The sequence below is a fragment of the Methylobacter sp. genome (assembly GCF_036845245.1).
Classification (GTDB): domain Bacteria; phylum Pseudomonadota; class Gammaproteobacteria; order Methylococcales; family Methylomonadaceae; genus Methylobacter_A.
This window is the reverse complement of record NZ_DAIUEH010000078.1, coordinates 1-18,933: the sequence shown is the minus strand read 5'-3', so window position 1 is coordinate 18,933 and position 18,933 is coordinate 1. Positions and strand designations below refer to the sequence as shown.

Below are 18,933 nucleotides of genomic sequence, written 5' to 3'. Positions count from 1 at the left end.
TACGCGGGGGTCGTCGTACGCCGCTCCACTAACGTTACGCTTCCTGTACTCCTTCTTGGTGATTGGTGGTGGATTCAATAGACTGCTGAATTTTCAGCAGTCTATAAAGATCAAAAACTTACACTTTAAATGTCCGCTCAGGTGACATTCAAAAACATCCAATTGTAGACGCGCCCACGTTTATAAATATCGGTGCAAACCGTATTTACTAAAAAAACTAATAAAACCAATTAAATAGGGACATCCTCGGTTTTAAAAACTAAGGTGTGGAGTTAATGGTGGAACTTGGGCGCACTGGCGGCCTGAAAGATGAATTGTTTGGTTACTTTGGCAAAAGTCCGAGACATTTAAGGAGTCCTTTTCAAGCTGTCTCAGAATATTGCCAATGTCATGAATGATATGGCCGAGCCAAAGATATAAGTATTTGTACATATCGAAAAAGGATTACTTAACCTTTAAGCTGTTCAATAATCATTTTTTAATTGATCATCTGCATAATAAAGCGCTCAGAAAGCGAGAATAACCATGACGACACATATTGAATTTACTTCGGAAGCATTAGAAACTTTAAAGAAGGAAAAGAATACCCATCCTGTCCCGTTAGTTCGTCGGCGCCTAGAAGCCTTGTGGCTAAAAAGCCGTGGGTTATCCAATCACAAGATTGCCTTATTGGTGGGCACTTGTGAAAGGACTTTGCGCGACTATTTTCAGTTATATCAACAAAGCGGCGTGGAGGGTTTAAAAAATCTTTACTTTTGTTTCGGTTAAAACCAATCTTTGCTGGCACGCCGTCATTTACGGCTAAACAGGTGCAATTAGTAGGCTCAAAATTGAACAATTACAAATATCACATTTACCACAACGAAGATCAATGCTCCAAGGATGACCAGATCAGGACTAAATTAACCGATGCTCAGCTCAATATTGAGTACGAGAGCATTGACATTGCATTGCATCTTTACTCGCTCTCGAAGAATTTCGATTTATCGTGCGACACTCAATATGATGAGAAAGGCGGTGTTGTAGTCGATTTAAAAAATTTCCAATCAAATGAGGAGGCTGATGCATTTATAGGACAATTTCCAGAATGGTTAAAGACGAGGATTAATACCCGATTCTGTCCAGTCATTCAAAGAGAGAAGGACCTATTTACTGAATAATTCATTCGTACCGCTTGATATAACATCAAGCGGCGAACTATTTTTTTTTCACTAGTCGCTTACATCGGCGGCATTGGATTGGCGTCCAGGAAGTTTGCGGTACAAGGCCGCTTTATGCGGTTTTTTTATTGTGCAAAATTTACCCGTCTATTATGCCGGGCTGAGTTAGACAGTTGAAAAACCGGCAGGTCGAAAACTGGAAAACGGCATCGAAATTTTGCCCAATTTACATCAAAAATCGTAAAATTTTCCAAAGTAAATTCCTATCTTATTGATAATAAATGCAAAGCCAAGCTGATTGGCGGGAAAATTGAAAGCTGTTTTCCAGGGAAGAGCTTCATGCGCGAGAACACTACGCTTCTTGAAACTTGAATGACCGTTTTCATTTACACAACTGCCATTCAAGTTAATTTGCCGTAAACAGGTTATGGCCGAACTGCGTCATTTGCGAAAGACCGAGTTCGACCCGGACGGTGACTTTTGTTGAAGATAGAGACATATGAAGAATCGTTTCGTGGCGATGCTTGTTTCTACAGGGTTAAACGCAGGCTTAGATCTCTCTCGATCCGGAGTCGGAGCCGAAGCAGCAGAATTTAATGTCCGATCGAACTTCCCAATCCGGTTAGCGCCGCTCCTATCGGACCCGCCAGTAGCGGCGCAAATATAGCCAGGATTTGCGGAATCTGCGGTATCGGTTCAGATGAGAATCCGTGTTTTTCCAGCCATTCCTCAGGCGAAGAATCAAGTGTATCCACGGGTAATTGCCGTAAATTATCTTCGGCCCGTTTGGTCAAAACCTTTGTACAGCAAATGTATACGCTTGCAATCATTAATGAGAAAACGCTACCGATAAAAGTCGTCAGCGCCAAGCTCCAATCGTTCATGGCATTAGCCAGCTTGGCATCGTCAACGAATACGATGGGCCATCTCAGCCAGGCTTGCATGTGCAGAACGCCTGCCACCAATAACGCCGCCCCGAGGTTAACTACTGTTTTCAGTTGATGAGATCGATCCGCGAGTTTCTGTAAACACTGGCGTGGATCGGCGGCAACTATCGGAGTCAAGCTTGCGGCGGCGGCCAGTGCGATCGCAAAAGGCACGATCGCCGACAGTAGGTTGACGATGTAGACCATATTCCTGATGTGAGCCAACTCCAGTGATTTGAAGAAATGGGAGTTTTGCAGGCTTTCAAAGGTGAAACGAAAGATTGCGCCGAGAGCCGTACCGTTGCCGGCCGCATAAGCCAAATGGCCGAGCCCGACACAGGACAATGCCGCCCAGAGAACAAGCGCGTGTTTGAAGCACTTAGGCGTTAGCGATCTTTGCAATACGAGTATGCTGTTTACAACAACGGCTACAGCCAAAATGTAATAGAGTAAGACGCTGCTGAGCCAAAGTATGCGTAAACGGCCTTCGACGAAAAGCTCAAGTGCTGAATGATCTTTCGCGGCATGGGCAATAGCCGCTAGTTTCGACACCAAAGCCATCGAACCGAAATCTCCCTGCTCGAGAATGACTATCGCCAGTGTATAGATCGAGATCGGTAAAGCTGCAAAGGAGAGATAATATATTTCCCTGGGTGCGCCCCATGCATGTTTCAGCTCTTTTTGGTGTTGCGTCATGCCGGTTACTCCAAGGTTTATAACGTCCCAAATAACTTAAATTTGTGAGTCGGCGATCTTTCCTAATTGAAAGCAGTTTGCCGCTGATGGAAACCTGTTTTACAAATTAGGCAGTCCGTTATTGAGAAACGCGGAGCTCTGAAATTGGCCGTGATCGATCCATGTTCGATCATGGCACCACAGCCATGGTCGTGCGTTTATTTAAGATGCCGGACTTATTCCCAGCTTAAACGGTATTCCTCAGGAAACGGGCCTGACTTATAATCAATCGAACCGGTGGCGCTGACCTTATTCCGTAGCAATACTTGCTTCACCATTTCCGGTATCATCACCATACCCACATATCGCCCCAGGCATTCATGGCTGCCGAAGCCGAAATTAAAATGGTTATACCAGTTACGGTGCGGATTAAATTCATCCGGATTTTCAAACGCGCGGGGGTCGAACATGGCCGATTGGGTTGCGGGTAGAACAATGCTGCCCGCCGGGATTTTAGTCGCGTAATCGGTACCCATGCCGACGGTATAGTCGCTGGCGGATTTGCGAAATAAATAAGGGGCAATAGGCACGAATCGAAACGCTTCCCAGACGATGCCATCAAACTCGGCCGGGTCGTCCAGCTTTGCTGCGGCTTGGGCTTTGTTTAGCCACTGGTCGTTTTGCAGTAAGTATTGGATAACTTGTGCAACGGCTTGCGATGTGGTTTCTATCGCGCCTATTAATAAACCGCCGGCATTCACGCCTAAGCGTTTTAAATCCAGATCCATCGCCTCGGGGAAATGATTCCGCAGCATGCGGGTGACGATATCATCTTTCAAGGCTTCGTGTTTTTTACCCATTACGGTTCGCAGCAGCTTGCAGAGCCCATACCACAGCGAACGAATGAGATCGGCATTTTCGAGTTTGATAGCCAGCGTACGCCGAGCCATGAGTTCGGCAATATAAATGCCGAGTAGTTTACTGACGCGGGCTTGTTGATCTTCGATGAACTGTTTTTTATCGGTGGGCATCCAATCGAAGGGTTGATTATGAAAGGTGTTGTATTGATTCCAATAAGACCACTCGATTAAATCTTTTTTATCAACTCCGGTTAATCCGAAATAGTCCTGCACCAACCCGGCAGGCACCATTCGGCAAAATTCGTTGACAATTTCAATGCTGCCATTGGCCGAGTCCAAAATGTCTTTGCCCAGTTTTGCAATCATTTTACGCACATCGGGTAGATCCTCCCGGTTCAACAGGCTTTGCATCATGGCTTTCTCGCGGTAATGCAAGGCATCGTCATCGTGTGCCATTAAATAGATTCCGTTGCCCATTTTGGGTAAGTAGAGTGGAAAACGGCATCTAAATTTTGCCGCTTTTACAACGAAAGAGCGTTTAAATTTTCCAAAAGATAAACTATATGATGTTGATATTATTACGTACGTCAATTGTTTGACTGGGAAATTTAACGTTGATCAGTGGTAAAAATTGAAAGCCATTTTCCAGTCTAGGAAGCCTTCTATATCCTGGATGGATTTACAAGGTGGGCAGAAAAACACTGCCCACCTTGGGCTTCCGATTAACCGTTCAATATGACATCGGCGGCTTTTTCGCCGACTATATAAATCGATGATACGATAAAAAAACCGGGAATTTTCGTAAATACCGAGGCGTCAACGACGCGCAGGTTCTGTATGCCGCGGACACGGAACTGACTGTCCAGCACCGCCATCGGATCGTTGTCGGCACCGATCGGGCAGGTGCAGGAGGCATGATGGCCCCAGGCATTGTAGCGGACGAAATCGCGTAATTGCTCGTCGGTCTGCACTCCCTTACCCGGCTTGACTTCTTCGGCCAGGATGCCTTGTTCGAACAGCGGTTTGGCAATGCTGCGCACGAATTTGATACCTTCAACAACCGAGTCGAGATCTTGGCCAGCGGTGTCGTTGCCTTCTTCGAAATAGCGGAAGTTGATATAAGGCCGTTCTTGAGGATCATTGGAGACCAGTCTGACTTCGCCGGCGCGGTTAACCGTATGCGCCTTCAGCACGGCCCAGGTCAGGTAGCTATGGTCATCCTTGATGAGTTTGGAATAGCCTGGGAAATAGCCGCCGAAATTGCCGAGCAAGGCAAAACAGAACAAATCGGGAAGCGGACGTTCTGTGACTGAGCGCTTGATCACCGCCAACACCGCGCCGTTTGTCGTATAAACACCTTTATTTTCGTTCTTCCACTCATTATATTGCGGATCGCCAGCCGAATAAGTGGCGTCTTTCAAGACTTCCCAGTCTTGCGTCATTTTATTTGTGACGCCGACTTCATAACGGTCCTGTAGATTGGTGCCGACGCCGGGCAGGTGATATTTGACTGGGATGCCGTGTTTTTGCAGTTCTTCCTTCGGGCCGATGCCGGACAGCATCAACAGTTGCGGCGTATTGTAGGCGCCGCCGGACAAGATCACTTCTTTAGATGCATGGGCGGTGCGGAGTTCGCCGGGCTTGTTGCTCGGATTTGCATGTGCCTTGTAGAGTTTTGCGCCTTTTTGGTATTCGACGCCGACCGCTCGGTTGTCGTCGAGAATCACCTTGGTAACCAGAGCATCCAGTTCGATCGTCAAATTGCTGGGATACTTCTGCTGCACCTCAAGCAAGCGTTCGCGGGTGCTGTGGCGACTGCCTTTTTTGGTGGCCAGCGGCGGATAACGAAGGCCTGTGGCGTTTTCCTTGACCAGACGCCAGTCATTCGGGTCAGCCAGTCCTTTAAATAGCCATTTTAGTCTGTCGAAATGGTCCGGCAAACTTTCTGCTGCTTTGACCGCAGAATCGAGTATGGCTTGTACGAGGTTTTTATCTTTCGCTAACGCCTCAAGCGGCAGCGCGGCTTCGGTCTGGAACCAGCCTTTGAATCCATGTCGGGAAGGATTGATACCGAGCCAATTGGCGAGTTTGCGAAGCGTCGGTCGGTGCTCGCAATTTTCCATTAATTCGAAATATTTTCGCATATTATCGGCCTTCCAGGAGGCATCGCCGGTGATTTCGGCGACATCATCCCAGTCGGCATTGTGCGGATAGACGGTGATCATTGCGTTGTGCGCGGTGCAGCCGCCGAGGCAGCCGGCGCGCGGGTACAGCACGCCTTTCTCTTTTGGGGTATATTGGGGGTCCTGGGCCTGAATCGATTCGGTTTCATAATGGCGTACGAAAAAATCCCAGCGCATGGCGTCGTTTTCGGTCGAAAACGGATGGAAAACCGGCACATCGTAATCGTCGGGCAGGCGTTTTTCACCGGGGAAGGCCAGATCGTCGCCCTGGAGTTGTTTCGGGTCGCCGCCAGCTTCCAATACCAACACTTTCTTGCCGCGCTCGGCAAGACGTGCGGCCACCGTGCCGCCGCCCGCGCCCGAGCCGACGACGATATATTCGTAAGTTTCATTCGATACTGTCATGGTTGTTTCCTGTTCTGATCAAAATAAGGGAAAGCCGCCTTAATCCTGGATCAAGGAGGCTCCACCGTGACTCTGTAAGTGATAATGGTGCTGAGGGGCAGCGCATGCTGCCCCATTCGAAGAACGAAGATTTAAAATGTCTTCAGAAATTCGATCAGCGCTTTCTTATCGGCATCGCTCAGGCCCGGTTCTTTATCGGCTTCCTTAAAATATTCGGTGCCGAAATAATGGCCGCGATTGACAATGTAATCAGGACATTTACTGGCTTTGACCAAAGGGTCGGCTAAGTTCGCGAAGACCTTCGCGGCTTCTTCGTCGGTCGCATTACTCGGCAATTTCTTTAAGTCGAATTTGATCTGGGTAAACAGGTCCGCCAATTGGAGAATGTGTTTCGCTTCGTCTTTGAAACTGTCGCGCTTGTCAAGATCGATGTTGGTCAGCAGATTGACCGGCGTGCCTTTCGGAATCGGGCCGAGTTCCAGCCCTTGTTCGCCGGCGAATTTGCCGCCGTCGATCTTGTTGGCCACCTTCCATAGAAATTCAGGCAGGAAGTTTTTCGGCACCCGCAGATAACTGGTCGCAAAGGTTCTATCGATCCAGCCCGGCAGCATTTTGCCGTTCGCGGTTTGGTACTGGATATTGCCTTTGCGTTTTTCCGGCCACAGCAATTGTTCAATGGAATTATCGAACGATTGCAGTCTGTCTGCGACTGCAGGGCTCGGATTGAATTCGCCCAGCGCGTTGTTCAGGAAGTACGGCGCGGTCGACCAGACACTGACCAGAGAGGCCGGCCGGGTAAAGCCGCGGCCGCCGCCCGGCATGTCGTACTCCCAAGGCTTGCCGGTCATCGGATGATGCACGGTGAATTTGCCGACCGACGGCAAATTCTTGTAGGACTGCGACGTAAAGTCGTTCCAGATGTTGCCTTCGAGCCCGTTGGTCGCCAGCGGACTGCAGGCGTTGGTTTCGAGCAGCGTGACCGGGATGCGCAGGTCGGTGGACAGGAAGTTGTCCTGCAGGAAGTCATCCTTCTTGACGATCTCGTAGATCGCTTTCCTGAACTCGTCCGTTTGCGTCCAGCGCCAATAATTACCCCAGTGGTTCAGGTAATCCTTGCCGACACCGCCGTTCGGGAAGAAGCTATAGGCTTTTTCGGGCAGTTTGCTGGAGTGGCATCGCGCGCAGCGTTCGCCGAAGACTTCCTTGCCGCGGGTCAGTACCGCTGTGTCTGTGGTCAGGTGCTGGTCACCGCCGGGGGCGCTTTTCAGCAAGTCGGGACGGGTCGCGGCGACAAAGAACAGCGCCAAATCGGGCGTTTGCGCTTCATTGGCCTGCCAGTAGGTCGAGTTTTTTCGCGACTGCTTGATCGAAATCGGCGTGATGGGCTTGCCGCCGATCAACGGATTGAAATGCGTCAGCCAGTCTTCGCTGAACAGGCCGATGTTGATGAAGACGCGGTTCAGCGCACCCAGCGCGCCGACCGAATCGGCGCCGTCCTTCAAGACGCGCGGTGTAAATACGGTATCAGGCGCCTTATACAACTCGGTCAACGGCCCGGATTTAAAGTAATCATTGAATTGCCGGTTATTCAGGCCGCCGCCGCCAAGTTTTTCCTGGCCGAATTTTTGCGCATTCAGCAAGCGCGGCACCAAATTATAGACCGCGTTCATCGTGCGAGGGTTATTGATGTAGTCGCTCGAAATCAGCGAGGTGTCCAGCGCGCCCGGACGCGAGGTGGCGAACAGTTGGAACGGGAACGCGGACGGATCGGCTTCCCAGGAGAAGATCCGGTCGATCCAGAAATATTGTGCACCTGGATTGGAATTCAGGTTTTCCCATTTCGGATTTTCTGGGTCGGCAGGCGGATTGGCAGGGTTCGGACCGACGTGGCAAAAGCCGCAAGACATCCCGACGCGGTAAGGACGGATCAAATTCTTGCTGTTGTAATAGCTCGGATCGGTGTAGTACCGTTCCGGATCCCAATTTTTTTCGGCCTTTTCATCGAAATCGGGGTTGGGGAATAGACGCAGGCCGACGATGCCGGTCGCATAGCCGTAGTAGGAGCCGGCCGGAATATTTTTTCCGCGTGCGCCGTATTTGACGCCGGGATATCCGGTTTTGGTTTTGGTTTTGGTTTCGTTTTCGAAGGGATCGGGCGCGCAATCTTTGGAGCGCACGTCGAGCCAGAGTCCGTAGCGGTCTTTGCGTGGCCCGGTGCCTTTTTCAAAGCAAGGTTCGTTGACCAGACCCAGGTAGCTCCAGCGGTTGCTGCGGCTGAATTTGAGGCTGGGGTGGTTCGACAAGGTTTTTAGAAAATCGAGGCTGCCGAGGCTGCGATAACTGATCGTGTCCCACAAGCGATCATTGCCCGCAGTCCAGACGATCCAGTTGTTGCGACCGGTCGCGACCCTCTTGACCGCCTGTTCAGGCGTAATGTCGGCCACGAACGGAGCCAACATCTTGGCCAGTTCCTCGGGATTTTTGGTGACGCCGTAGTCCATGTCGCGGAAATAATCTTCGTCCGCGCCTTTCAAGCTGGCGGCGTCGCGTTTCACGCACATCGCTTCATCGATTATCTCGCCTTGTTGGTTTTTACACGCATTGCTACTAAAAAATGTCGCCATACCCGCGCTGCTGTAGCCGGTCAGGCTTAGAAAACCGGCTCCTGTCAGGATCAGCGTAAGGGCAGATTTTTTCATTTTCATATTTATTCTCCCTAGTTAAATTGAAAATCATGCAAAGGGTTTACACTTTAATAAATAGCGATGCAGTGTCGTTAACCTCCATTAATAAAGTGATTTTTATTAAATAAGTACGCGTTCAATCCTCAAGTTATTGAACACGTACTGTCGATTCCGGAGGAACTACAGCGAAAACCTGTTCACCGATCCATGCTCCCAGCTTGCGATAACTTTCCCATTGCGCTTCGTCGAAAAACTGATCCGCCGTGGTTTGCTGTGGAAAATCCGGGTTCATCGCATGATAGTTAAAGATGTCCTTGGGCTCGTCGCCTCTGATGACCGCCTTGATATAAATCAGTGTTGATGGATCGACGGAGCCGGGATATTTCACCCTGGCAATGGCCGCGCAGGCGCTCGAATAGCCGTTGGCCGCCTTCCTCCGTAAATCTTCGCAGGTACCAAATAGATCTGAATGCGCCGACAACTTCTGCTTCAACTCGTCGCGCGTGAGGAATTCGATCTCGGCCCCGAAATCAATCCGTGCTTTTCGCACCAAGTTTCCCATGCCCTCGAAAACATAATCCGGGTCGGCTTCGGCATCTATCACGTAGATAATAGGCACTTTTCTGCGAATGAGTTCGTAAGCCCCCATGTTCTCGAAATGACCACCATCCGAAATATTCCACAAATCCTTGGCGGGTCCGTAAAATCGGTCTAGATACTCATTCAAAAGATAGCTTTGAGTGGGAAACAGCCATGCAAAGAATTTCGCGAGCTTTGAAAGTGCGGTATTCCGATCGCCATCCTTGAGCCAGCCTCCGGCATCCCACCAATAGCCCAACCGCAGATTGAAATAACCGGCTAATAAGCTAATACCAATGCTAGACTGGCTGCCCATTCCTGTCGATAAAGCCGCGCCCGAAATGGCCGTCCATTGGGCCAGAGAAAGGTCGTCGCAGGGGACAGCAGGATCGGTGCTATCATTCTGTTCTCGTTTTAGGTATATCTTATCTTCTTTTTTGAAGCCGTTGCCCGTATGGCCAAGGCAAATGCCGGCCGGCCCAATAGAGAGCCCGAATCCTTTACGGTCCTGCTGCTGTACCTGAGATTGTCCGCCTATGGTTTCGTTGACCGTGACATTGATGATATGTAACGGCGCGCCCTTATCCTTCATCGCGGCGTAATAATCGTTCATCGAAATATCGTCATCGAGTATGACATCAATAACTGCAGTATTGCTTGGATCTCCGGTATGCCGATTCGGATTGGAGGCTCCGAGGTAGGCGCGTGCCAAGCGTGAGCTGTATAAAGTGTGCAGGGATGAGCGATTGAGGAATGACCAATTCCTACCGAATATCCATGAGAAAGAAAATATCATGATGAGAAGTTTCCAACCGTAGGCTTCGTTCACCTTCGAGTTGAAAGAGCCGTCGCAAAAGGACTGCCGAAGCGGAAACTGCCATAACAACGGGTAGCTCAAGGCATCCACACTCACCACTAATGTCCCGATCAGGATCACGGCGGCAATCCAGGCCAACCACGTCAAGGGCAGCGTGTATTTTTTCTCCCTGTTCTTTGGCGTCAACCATGCCGCAATCCGATCGATGAACATCGTGATGACGCCGCTGACTCCGATGATCGCCGAGGAAAAGTACGCAATACTGCCCTTAAAGCCGTACATCTGAATATTGAAGTACAGGCTTTTTGCGAGGCAATCGAGAAAAAACAAAGCAAATAACGCGATGGACGAAACAAGGCCGACTTTTAGCGCCGAGGTCAACCAGTGACGCGCATGGTCATCCTGAAAGATATTGATCTGATCGGTATCGGTATCGGAGCTTTCCGCGTTCAAGGTGGCGAAGGTCAAATATGCCCATGTGAAAACCGTTACTGCTAGGAAAATTTTCGTTCCATCGGTGTTGTATTCATTAGATATGAATACGCCATACCCGGCGAGAGCCGTTGCCAATATCAATCCCACGATGGGTGATATCCACAGCAGTCCTTGCCGTTGGGATAAGCGTTTGGTAAAGCTTTCCAGCTTGCTTAGAGCCTCGCCTTTGGAAATACACCAATAAGCCCAGCCAGGCGGAATGGTCATAAACAATAATGTCGTTAGTGGCAAGAACCACAGTCCGCTTTGCCACCAGTGGGCGTCGGAGCCCGGAACTTGAACTCTGAAAACTGGCCATTTCGGCGAGTTATATGCCAGTTCGATGAAATGAACCAATGTAAACAGCAACAGCAGAAAACTGGCCATGACCACGATGGCTGCAATCCAGTTCCTCAGCATCATGCTGGTGGCCAATAACAAATCGCCACCGCCGTTGGGTGAAAGATAACGCCCATTCTCACGGAGCCAGACTATCTCTTCGAGAGTGGAGGATTTATTTTGTGTGTAAAGCTTACTGGAGATGTTTGTCTGATCGACATTCTTCCTTGTGAACAATCGTCCAATGAAAGCGCCGAAATAACCACCGCCAGAGACGGTCGAGATATAGTCGATATATTTGATTCTGTCGTGCTTGGCTAGGGCTTGGAAAATGCCCAAACAGAACGTCGCACTGCGGATGCCCCCGCCGGATAGAGCAAAGCCTATCTTCTCGCTTTGCTGTCCACCGTACAATTTTCTTCTATCGTCGATCAATTTATCTTCGACTTTCAACAGTTCTTCTTCGAAGTTGTTTGTCTTTCTCCACATGGGTACACACTCCTCATTTATAACAAAGGCTTAGTATTTTTGTGCTACGGCTGCTGCGCATAGCATTCGATACGCGAATTAGGAGGTGAAAAAGGCCACATACGGACTGTTTCAGCGTTCCAGATACTCAGTTTCTATTTTCGCTGTCCGATATTGCTGCAAACCGCCGGGTCGATGGCAGTGATTGTCTGCTTGACACCATCGACGCTGAATGATGTTGTTCCGTAATACATGATCAAGCCGCAATCATAGGGCCCGACTGGGCAATCAGTCAGGTCTATTGGAGAAAACTGCCCTATTCTGCCCGTCGCAATATTGGCGTTGTTCACAGTGATGAAGTTATTGCGATCGGGCCTCTTGTGCTCGTGGATCAGACCCAGCTCGTGCATGATCACGCCAGCCGCCGCATTCGGGTTATAGCTGATGGACTGCTGTCCTCCTTGTCGTCCGATAGGACTTGAGCAGGCCGCGGCATCCGCGCTTTTGGTGATAAAGATGAAGTCAGTATCCGTGATAACAAAAGGAAAGAACTTGATAATTGATATTGTGTTCCACCCGTTGATGGCTAACAGCACCTGCAGGCGTTCGGCCGACCCAACCGGAAATACGGTCGCATCAATCTGAAATGGGATGATGCCATTTAGCCATTGGTTTGTGGAAGTAGCTTTGATCGCGAATCCCATAACATTTCCCCAAGTCTTTTTTTGAGAATATAAAGCATGACAAATATTTTTATCAATACGTAGTTATACGAAGACCGTAAGGATTCATGCAGAAATAGGCAATAGCGGCCCAGACTAATTCTATTTAAACTTGGCTTTTCTCCGACGTAATAAACGCTTCGAATTGGGAAATAGTGAACGGTGATTAACAGGTTGAATATCACCGTTTTAGACAAAGCGGTCTCGCCTCATTTACTATTGATAATGGATTTTATCAATAGTAAATGACCGGAATGCAGGGCTACCTCATTAAAAATAGCTATCAACCCAGCCGAATTTAGGATAATGACAAAATAAACAACCCTCAAGGAACCGGAAGAAATGGATTTTTTAGATATTTTTGGACAGCTCGACGATCCCCGCATTGATCGGAAAAAGCTGCACCCCATGCCCGAAATATTGCTATTGACGTTATGTGCCGTTATTTGTGGGGCAGAAAGTTGGGATGATATAGAGATGTTTGACAAGTCAACGTTGGCGTTTTTACGCCAGTATCTGCCGTATGAGTACGGGATACCGAGCGATGACAGGGTGCGACGGTTTTTCCGCGCCATTGATACGACACAGTTCCCGCATCTGTTTGTGGAATGGATTCGGGCCTGGCTGAGTCCTGAAGTGGCGGGTAAAGTGGTGGCCATTGATGGTAAAACGCTACGTGGCAGCCATGATGGGGGGCAATCGCCAATACATTGGGTATCAGCCTTTGCCAGCGAAGCGGGGATCGTCCTGGGCCAGATTAAAACCCGTGAAAAACCAATGAAATCACCGCTATTCCTGAGCTATTGAAGTGGTTGGATGTGCGCGGCGCTATCGTGACCATTGATGCCATGGGCTGCCAAAAAGCCATTGCCGAGAACATCATCGATAAAGGCGGCGATTACCTGTTGCGCTTAAAGGTAACCCAAGCCGCCTGCACCATGATGTACGTCTGCATTTTGAACAGCCCGTCCCCGCGTCGCTTGCCCGGATGAGCCGCACTGAAAGCGTTGATAAAGGCCACGGACGCATTGAAGTCCGGCAGTACCGGTTGAGTACCGATATTGACTGGCTTAGGGAGCTTCACCCTGAGTGGAAAAATCTCGGCAGCATTGTCGCGATTGATAGTGAGCGGCTCATCGGCGATACGACGACATGAGAAACCCGTTATTTTATCAGCAGTTCGTTGGCCTCGGCGCCGCAGATGCTGGCCGCCGTGCGTTTGCACTGGGGTATCGAAAACCAGTTACATTGGGTGTTGGATATGTCTTTTGGTGAAGATCAAAGCCGTATACGCAAAGACAATGCCCCAACCAAAGTCGCTATTATCCGTCATGCGGTGTTGAATATGATGCGACAGGCCCAGAAGAAACGGGTGTCCATCAAGCGTATGCGCAAAGCGGCTGGTTGGGATGACTCCGTCTTAACACGCATTTTGGATCAGGTTTTTTAATGAAGTAGCCCTGGACAATGACCCTGCCGATATTGGCAGCACGCCTGAACCCGATGGTTCGGGGGTGGGTCACGTACTACGGGGCATTTTATCCGGAACCGTTAAAGCGCTTTCTGGTCAGAATAGATTTGAGGCTAGGTCCGCTGGGCAAGGAACAAGTACAAACGCCTTAGAGGACATAAACGGCAAGCTTGGGTTTGGCTTAAGCGCTGTCGGGAAAGCCTGCCAAGGTTGTTTGTGCATTGGGATTTTGTATAATCGAAGGGCGATGAATAAGAAGAGCCGTATGAGGCGAGAGTCTCACGTACGGTTCTGTGAGCGCCTGAGGGGAAGTTCCCGCGGGCGACTCGACCCGAACACTTTTTTGCAATTCCTGATGAACCTTTAACAAGTCAGGCGGCACGAGATCTCTGGCTGATGACTTGTGCTGTGCAGGAAACAATAACCGCTCTAACTCAGGCATCAGTTAAGGTATCAGGCAAGGGCCAGAATAAACCCGCTTCCTCGGCACGACTCACATAGTTGACCACTGCAGGTCTTGATATATTGCAACTTTGAGCAATTTTTCGATCGCTCAAATCATTGGCCCATTTCAGGCGCAACACTTCTTTTATTTTTCGTATAGATAACCTATTTGCTGGCATCTGCTTTCTCTAAATGATGAAAAGAGGCAGCAGAGTATCGTTTAGTTGTCCCGCGTCAAAAAACGCTAAAACATCACCACCAGAGGGCGCAGCATTTACCGGAATCAGTAGCAGCATTCGGCTGGAATTAGTGGTAGCTTTGAATCGGAATACGCAGGCTGCCAAACGACACGATAAATCACTATTAATCGGCGACTGTTTTTACCGGTAAACAGGGTCAAGATTGACTATGTCGAATTGAGCGGGTATTGCTTTTTAATATTTATCTGTGGGTGAGCGGGGAAAATGGACGCTGATTAACCGTCTTGTACGAACGCTTGAATTATTAAATTGTGTCCGTAAGGCTGCCAAACTTCAACGCATACTGGCGGGTAAATTCGGCCCCAAAAAAAAAAGATCTGGGCAGAGTAATAAACCCAAAGTAACAAGGCAATCACTGAGCCTGCCGCACCAAAACTTGAAGCTATGCTGCTGTTACCCAAGTAAACGCCAATGCCGTATTTGCCCAAACTGAACAAAAGCGCCGTAAACACAGCACCGAACCAGGCATCTTTCCAAGTCAGCGGCGCCTCCGGCAGCATTTTATAGATGACCGCAAATAGACTGGCTGTGACCCCAAACATAATCAGCGACGTCAAAGGAGATAGCACCAGTGCGGCCAAATTCCAGAGTCCGCTAAGAACATACTGTTGAATCAACGCTAAAGCCGCGCTGAAAATCAGCGAAACCAATAACAAAAAGGCTAAAACCAATACTAAGCCAAAACACAAAATCCGGGTTCTTAATATTACACCGAGAGAAGAGGCTTGAGGTTTATTCACCCCCCACATTTCATCAAGGCTGTCCTTTAATTCAACAAAGACGCTGGTAGTTCCGAGCACAAGTATAAGCGTGGCAATGACCGAAGCAGTAACTCTGGAATCCGGGTTGCGGGCGGCGGCGAGTAGGGCGTTGATAGCTTGGGCACCATTAGGACCTACTAACATTTGTATCTGCGCAATAATTTGTCCTTGAGCGGCCTCTGCGCCAAAAAAATAGCCGGCCACAGCAATTGCCAGAATCAAAATGGGGGTCATGGAAAACAAGGTATAAAAAGCTACAGCCGCACCTTTACTGGCAGCGCGATGAGCCAGCCAAGCATTTATTGATGGGGATAGCAGTGCGTATCCACATTGCAGATTCTCGGTGACTGCTGAAACAACCTGTTTTAAAGTAAGTTCTTTAAAGAAATGTATTAATTTCATCACTAATGACTATGAGTTTTATGCTTGGCATGAAATGAAACAGCCGGGTCTGGCTGTCAGAAAAACGACATATAATTAATAATAATTCAGAATGACTGTCAACGTCGGTACGGTTGCCCACATAAATTACTTTTTTAATGCAAGGTAGAGAGAAATTTCTCCTGATTTGTTAACGTTTCAACTTGTCCCACTCGATCAAGAGAGTTGATGCCGGATACAAGCTCACACGTTTGAATTGTTAGCGGTGGCGAAAGACCTCGAAAAACTGTAATGGCCAACTAAAACAGGACACTTTTTTAAGTGGTCTTCTTGTAGAATTCCCGCTCAAATTCTAGAGGAGATTGGTAGCTTAATTTTGAGTGCGCGCGTTTGTCATTATAAAAGCTAAATAGTCAATAATACTCAGCTTTCCGCGAGTTATAAATTTTTCTGTTGTAACTGCTTTATTCTGCTAACAGCGTAGCAATAGCAGACTTGGCATTACACTGTGCTATTGCTTCTGCTAGCTGCAATTCATTCAATTTATGTTTGATCGCTTCAATGCCGTTGAAGTCAAATACTTGATAATCCTTTTTGGCAAAGGTAACGATTTGGCACTTCTTGAATGGCATATTTTCAAACGGCATTTTTGTCGAATCCAGATTCAATGGTGCAGTCTCTTCCAAACTGGGAGCATAAATCAAAAATTCACCTTTCATCGCGAGTACAGCACGATACTGATTGACAGTAGTTAAATATAAATAACCTACTTCAACCTCTTTTTCTTTTAATCTCATCTTGTTCAATTCCTTGATTTATTTCATTCCAATTGAGCATCTGCGGAGCCTTTATTCACTCAACGGACGATTAAGTTCAGTGCGCCATGTATCTGGATCTGGGCTGGACATAGGGCCTGTTAGATAGCGTTCCCATAGGCTTTCTTGCACATTAAGCGCCTCGGCTTCAATCCATTTGCAAAACTCACCCCAGGCTGCACCAAGCCCTTCATATCCACCTTGATAAATAGTGCGGACGACTTTTACGGCGGGCAACTTGCTCATTTTAACGCGACCGGTAGCAGTGATTGGCTGACTAACAGGGAAACCCACCTCGAAATCAAAAATGTCGGTTGGTCTTTTCTGGTGGTAAGAAAAGCACGGTCCGGTGATGGTGGCTTCTTGGGTGGTAATGGTGGATATTATTTCAGCAATAGCCGGTCCCATGACATTGCTGATTTCAGCACGGGAAACGGTAAGATGAATGACAGCGGTTAACTATTCTTCTGTTTGAATGAATTGCGGTGTATCAATCATATATAACCTCCAAAGGTAATTATCAAGCATCGTGCCATCAAGTAAATTGACTGGCAAGCTTAAACTTCAGTTCATGGTCGACTGCGGTCGGTCACGGAAGCCAGTGATAGTTTACGATCGTACATCACTGGTGGCTTTGCCGGTCGACATGCGTAATTAGCTCGCTACCAGCGCCAAGTTACTTAGATAGTCGTTTTTCCTGGCTAAATATTCATTGACAAATGCCTGCATCGGCTCAGCTTCATAGCCACTCGGTACACTGATCGCTAGTTTTTTAAAGCCTGTGCCAACCACATCTTCACCTGCCTTAAGCTGAAAGTGTAAAAAAGCCGAAGCGCGTTTGCCGTTGACTTCGATCTTCGGTTCCAGCATTTCCACGGACGCTTGCTTAAAATCAAGATGATCAAATGACAGGGTCATGCTTTCGTAAATGACCAATGGCCGATTTATGTTGAACATAACATTTTCCTGGGCTAATAACGGCACCAGCACATAGGGAAAATTTTGCCCTGAAAAAGCTACATAATCGCGAATAAAGCTTTCAATCAATACTGAATCACGACTAATGTCTCCTGAACGTTCGATCTGCAAATAGGTTTTCCCCTGATTGTCGTTCACATCAATCAGCTCGGCATCAGTGTCGGGAAAGTTCAATAATACGTCATGTCCGACCATGCCGGAAAAGATAAAGTGCATATTTTGGCTAAGGCCATATTTCTCCAATGCCATTGAAAACAACAAATCGCCTGGTACGCAAAAACGTTTGGCGTCAACATCGTGTAAAGGGTTGAAATCATGTGCCACTTCTTTGGCAAACATACTGGCTTGTTCCGCGACAATACTGGCACTGCCATCATGAATGCTATAAAAATCTTTTAAAAACATATTGTTATTTACTAATGTCGGTGAAAGGAATAATTCTACGTCAGTAAGTGCTCATGTCCGGTTTCATTAACCAGTTCGCAAAGAATCTGTAGGGAGCTGCATCATATCCTCCTAATCAAATTCAAACAATTCTACTGCTTTTAGATGAGTGTAATTGAAAAGCTGCATACGGCTGATATGATGAGAGACAGCTATTATCGAATAGCAGATGCTCAAAACTTAATTGAAAGAATCAAAAATGTTTTATGTTACGGAATCTTATACATTCGAAGATATTATAAAAAAATCACGGTTTATCAGTGTAATTTTTCCTTGCACCAGCGATCAAGTTGTTTTGCATCAATTAAAAAAGTTACAAGCCGAGCATCCACACGCCAATCATATTGCCTTTGCCTACCGTATAAAAACCAATGAAGGCATTATTTATCGGTTTCATGATGCAGGTGAGCCTACAGGTACCGCAGGAAAACCGATTTTTCAATACATTGAAGGTAAAAACATCATTAATGCACTCATTGTAGTGATCCGTTATTTTGGTGGAGTGAAGCTGGGGGCAGGTGGGCTTAACAGAGCTTATGGTCATATGGCGAAACAGGTGATTGATACATCGACATTACAACCTTATATAGAAATGACAACACTTCATTTCACGCTTGATTATGAAAAATTTCAGTCTTTTGATTACGCATTGAAAAAAGTTAATGGACAAATTATTGAACAAGTCTTTGCAGGACAAATTCATCTAACCGTTACACTGCCTGTTGAAAAGCAATGGGACTTGGAGAGCCAATTTGCTCCTGTATAACCTGCTGCATGAATAAGAAACTTGATGCCACAGTTATGATCAATGATAGACAATATGTAATTCAAGAAGACAGTAGAGAACCAGAGAGTACAAATAAAAAAGTCCTCGATCAGATCAGAGCCCTCTAGAATTCATAGTGTTTAGGGGCGGAATCGAATATTCCCAACCGGATCCCCAAAGACCATTAGTGAACATCCGGTTACGACACTGAACGGTCTTTCACTATTTGCTACCTCAACGACCGGTTTTCGCTGCTTTGCAGACACTAGACATCTTTCCTAAATAATCGATATGGCACCCCTCTTTATGGGGTTAAAATAA

Annotated in this window: 14 protein-coding genes and 2 pseudogenes; 6 read left to right on the top strand and 10 right to left on the bottom strand. The window is 47.6% G+C overall.

The features are described from left to right. Positions 1–525: 525 nt before the first annotated feature. A complete protein-coding gene (locus tag V7051_RS22920) occupies positions 526–768 on the top strand; it encodes a helix-turn-helix domain-containing protein (protein ID WP_333879076.1) in 243 nt (80 codons plus the stop codon). Between the two features lie 985 nt (positions 769–1,753). On the opposite strand, the gene V7051_RS22915 is transcribed toward V7051_RS22920, so the two are convergent. From V7051_RS22915 to V7051_RS22890, 6 genes are all read right to left on the bottom strand, one after another. Next, entirely contained in the window at positions 1,754–2,782 is a 1,029-nt protein-coding gene (locus V7051_RS22915; RefSeq protein WP_333879074.1) for a hypothetical protein, read from the bottom strand. 215 nt (positions 2,783–2,997) lie between these two features. Next, a complete protein-coding gene (locus V7051_RS22910; RefSeq protein ID WP_333879072.1) occupies positions 2,998–4,077 on the bottom strand; it encodes a cytochrome P450 in 1,080 nt (359 codons plus the stop codon). A gap of 266 nt (positions 4,078–4,343) precedes the next feature. Further along, the gene (locus V7051_RS22905) at positions 4,344–6,209 is read right to left on the bottom strand and encodes a GMC family oxidoreductase (protein WP_333879070.1); all 1,866 of its coding nucleotides are present in this window, start codon (positions 6,207–6,209) and stop codon (positions 4,344–4,346) included. A gap of 131 nt (positions 6,210–6,340) precedes the next feature. Then, on the bottom strand, positions 6,341–8,914 hold the full coding sequence (locus tag V7051_RS22900; protein ID WP_333879068.1) for a hypothetical protein: 2,574 nt from the start codon (positions 8,912–8,914) through the stop codon (positions 6,341–6,343). Positions 8,915–9,041: 127 nt separating this feature from the next. Then, positions 9,042–11,591 carry a hypothetical protein gene (locus V7051_RS22895; protein ID WP_333879066.1) on the bottom strand — a complete coding sequence of 850 codons (2,550 nt, stop codon included), beginning with the start codon at positions 11,589–11,591 and terminating at the stop codon, positions 9,042–9,044. Positions 11,592–11,725: 134 nt separating this feature from the next. Beyond that, positions 11,726–12,274 (bottom strand): M12 family metallopeptidase, encoded by a 549-nt coding sequence (locus V7051_RS22890; protein WP_333879064.1) that lies wholly within the window; start codon positions 12,272–12,274, stop codon positions 11,726–11,728. A 360-nt stretch (positions 12,275–12,634) separates the two neighbouring features. Here V7051_RS22890 and V7051_RS22885 point away from each other — a divergent pair. From V7051_RS22885 to V7051_RS24765, 4 genes and pseudogenes are all read left to right on the top strand, one after another. Then, a pseudogene (locus V7051_RS22885) lies at positions 12,635–13,284 on the top strand (ISAs1 family transposase). Next, positions 13,281–13,448: a hypothetical protein gene (locus V7051_RS22875; RefSeq protein ID WP_333879059.1), complete on the top strand. Its 168-nt coding sequence runs from the start codon at positions 13,281–13,283 to the stop codon at positions 13,446–13,448. The pseudogene V7051_RS22885 and the gene V7051_RS22875 overlap by 4 nt, the downstream one beginning before the upstream one ends. Positions 13,449–13,460: 12 nt before the next feature. Then, positions 13,461–13,742: pseudogene (locus tag V7051_RS22870) on the top strand (ISAs1 family transposase); the annotation flags it as partial. A gap of 17 nt (positions 13,743–13,759) precedes the next feature. Further along, complete coding sequence (locus V7051_RS24765) at positions 13,760–13,915, top strand: group II intron maturase-specific domain-containing protein (protein ID WP_442919694.1); 156 nt, start codon at positions 13,760–13,762, stop codon at positions 13,913–13,915. A gap of 767 nt (positions 13,916–14,682) precedes the next feature. Here V7051_RS24765 and V7051_RS22860 read toward each other — a convergent pair. From V7051_RS22860 to V7051_RS22845, 4 genes are all read right to left on the bottom strand, one after another. Then, positions 14,683–15,630, bottom strand: a complete 948-nt coding sequence (locus V7051_RS22860) for a YihY/virulence factor BrkB family protein (RefSeq protein ID WP_333879057.1) — start codon at positions 15,628–15,630, stop codon at positions 14,683–14,685. Between the two features lie 443 nt (positions 15,631–16,073). Then, positions 16,074–16,406 (bottom strand): hypothetical protein, encoded by a 333-nt coding sequence (locus tag V7051_RS22855; RefSeq protein WP_333879055.1) that lies wholly within the window; start codon positions 16,404–16,406, stop codon positions 16,074–16,076. 51 nt (positions 16,407–16,457) lie between these two features. Beyond that, the gene (locus V7051_RS22850; protein WP_333879082.1) at positions 16,458–16,871 is read right to left on the bottom strand and encodes a GyrI-like domain-containing protein; all 414 of its coding nucleotides are present in this window, start codon (positions 16,869–16,871) and stop codon (positions 16,458–16,460) included. A 207-nt stretch (positions 16,872–17,078) separates the two neighbouring features. Continuing rightward, on the bottom strand, positions 17,079–17,807 hold the full coding sequence (locus V7051_RS22845; protein ID WP_333879053.1) for a DUF3581 domain-containing protein: 729 nt from the start codon (positions 17,805–17,807) through the stop codon (positions 17,079–17,081). A 223-nt stretch (positions 17,808–18,030) separates the two neighbouring features. Here V7051_RS22845 and V7051_RS22840 point away from each other — a divergent pair, with 223 nt between their 5' ends. Then, entirely contained in the window at positions 18,031–18,612 is a 582-nt protein-coding gene (locus V7051_RS22840) for an IMPACT family protein (RefSeq protein WP_442919693.1), read from the top strand. The last annotated feature ends 321 nt before the right edge of the window (positions 18,613–18,933 follow it).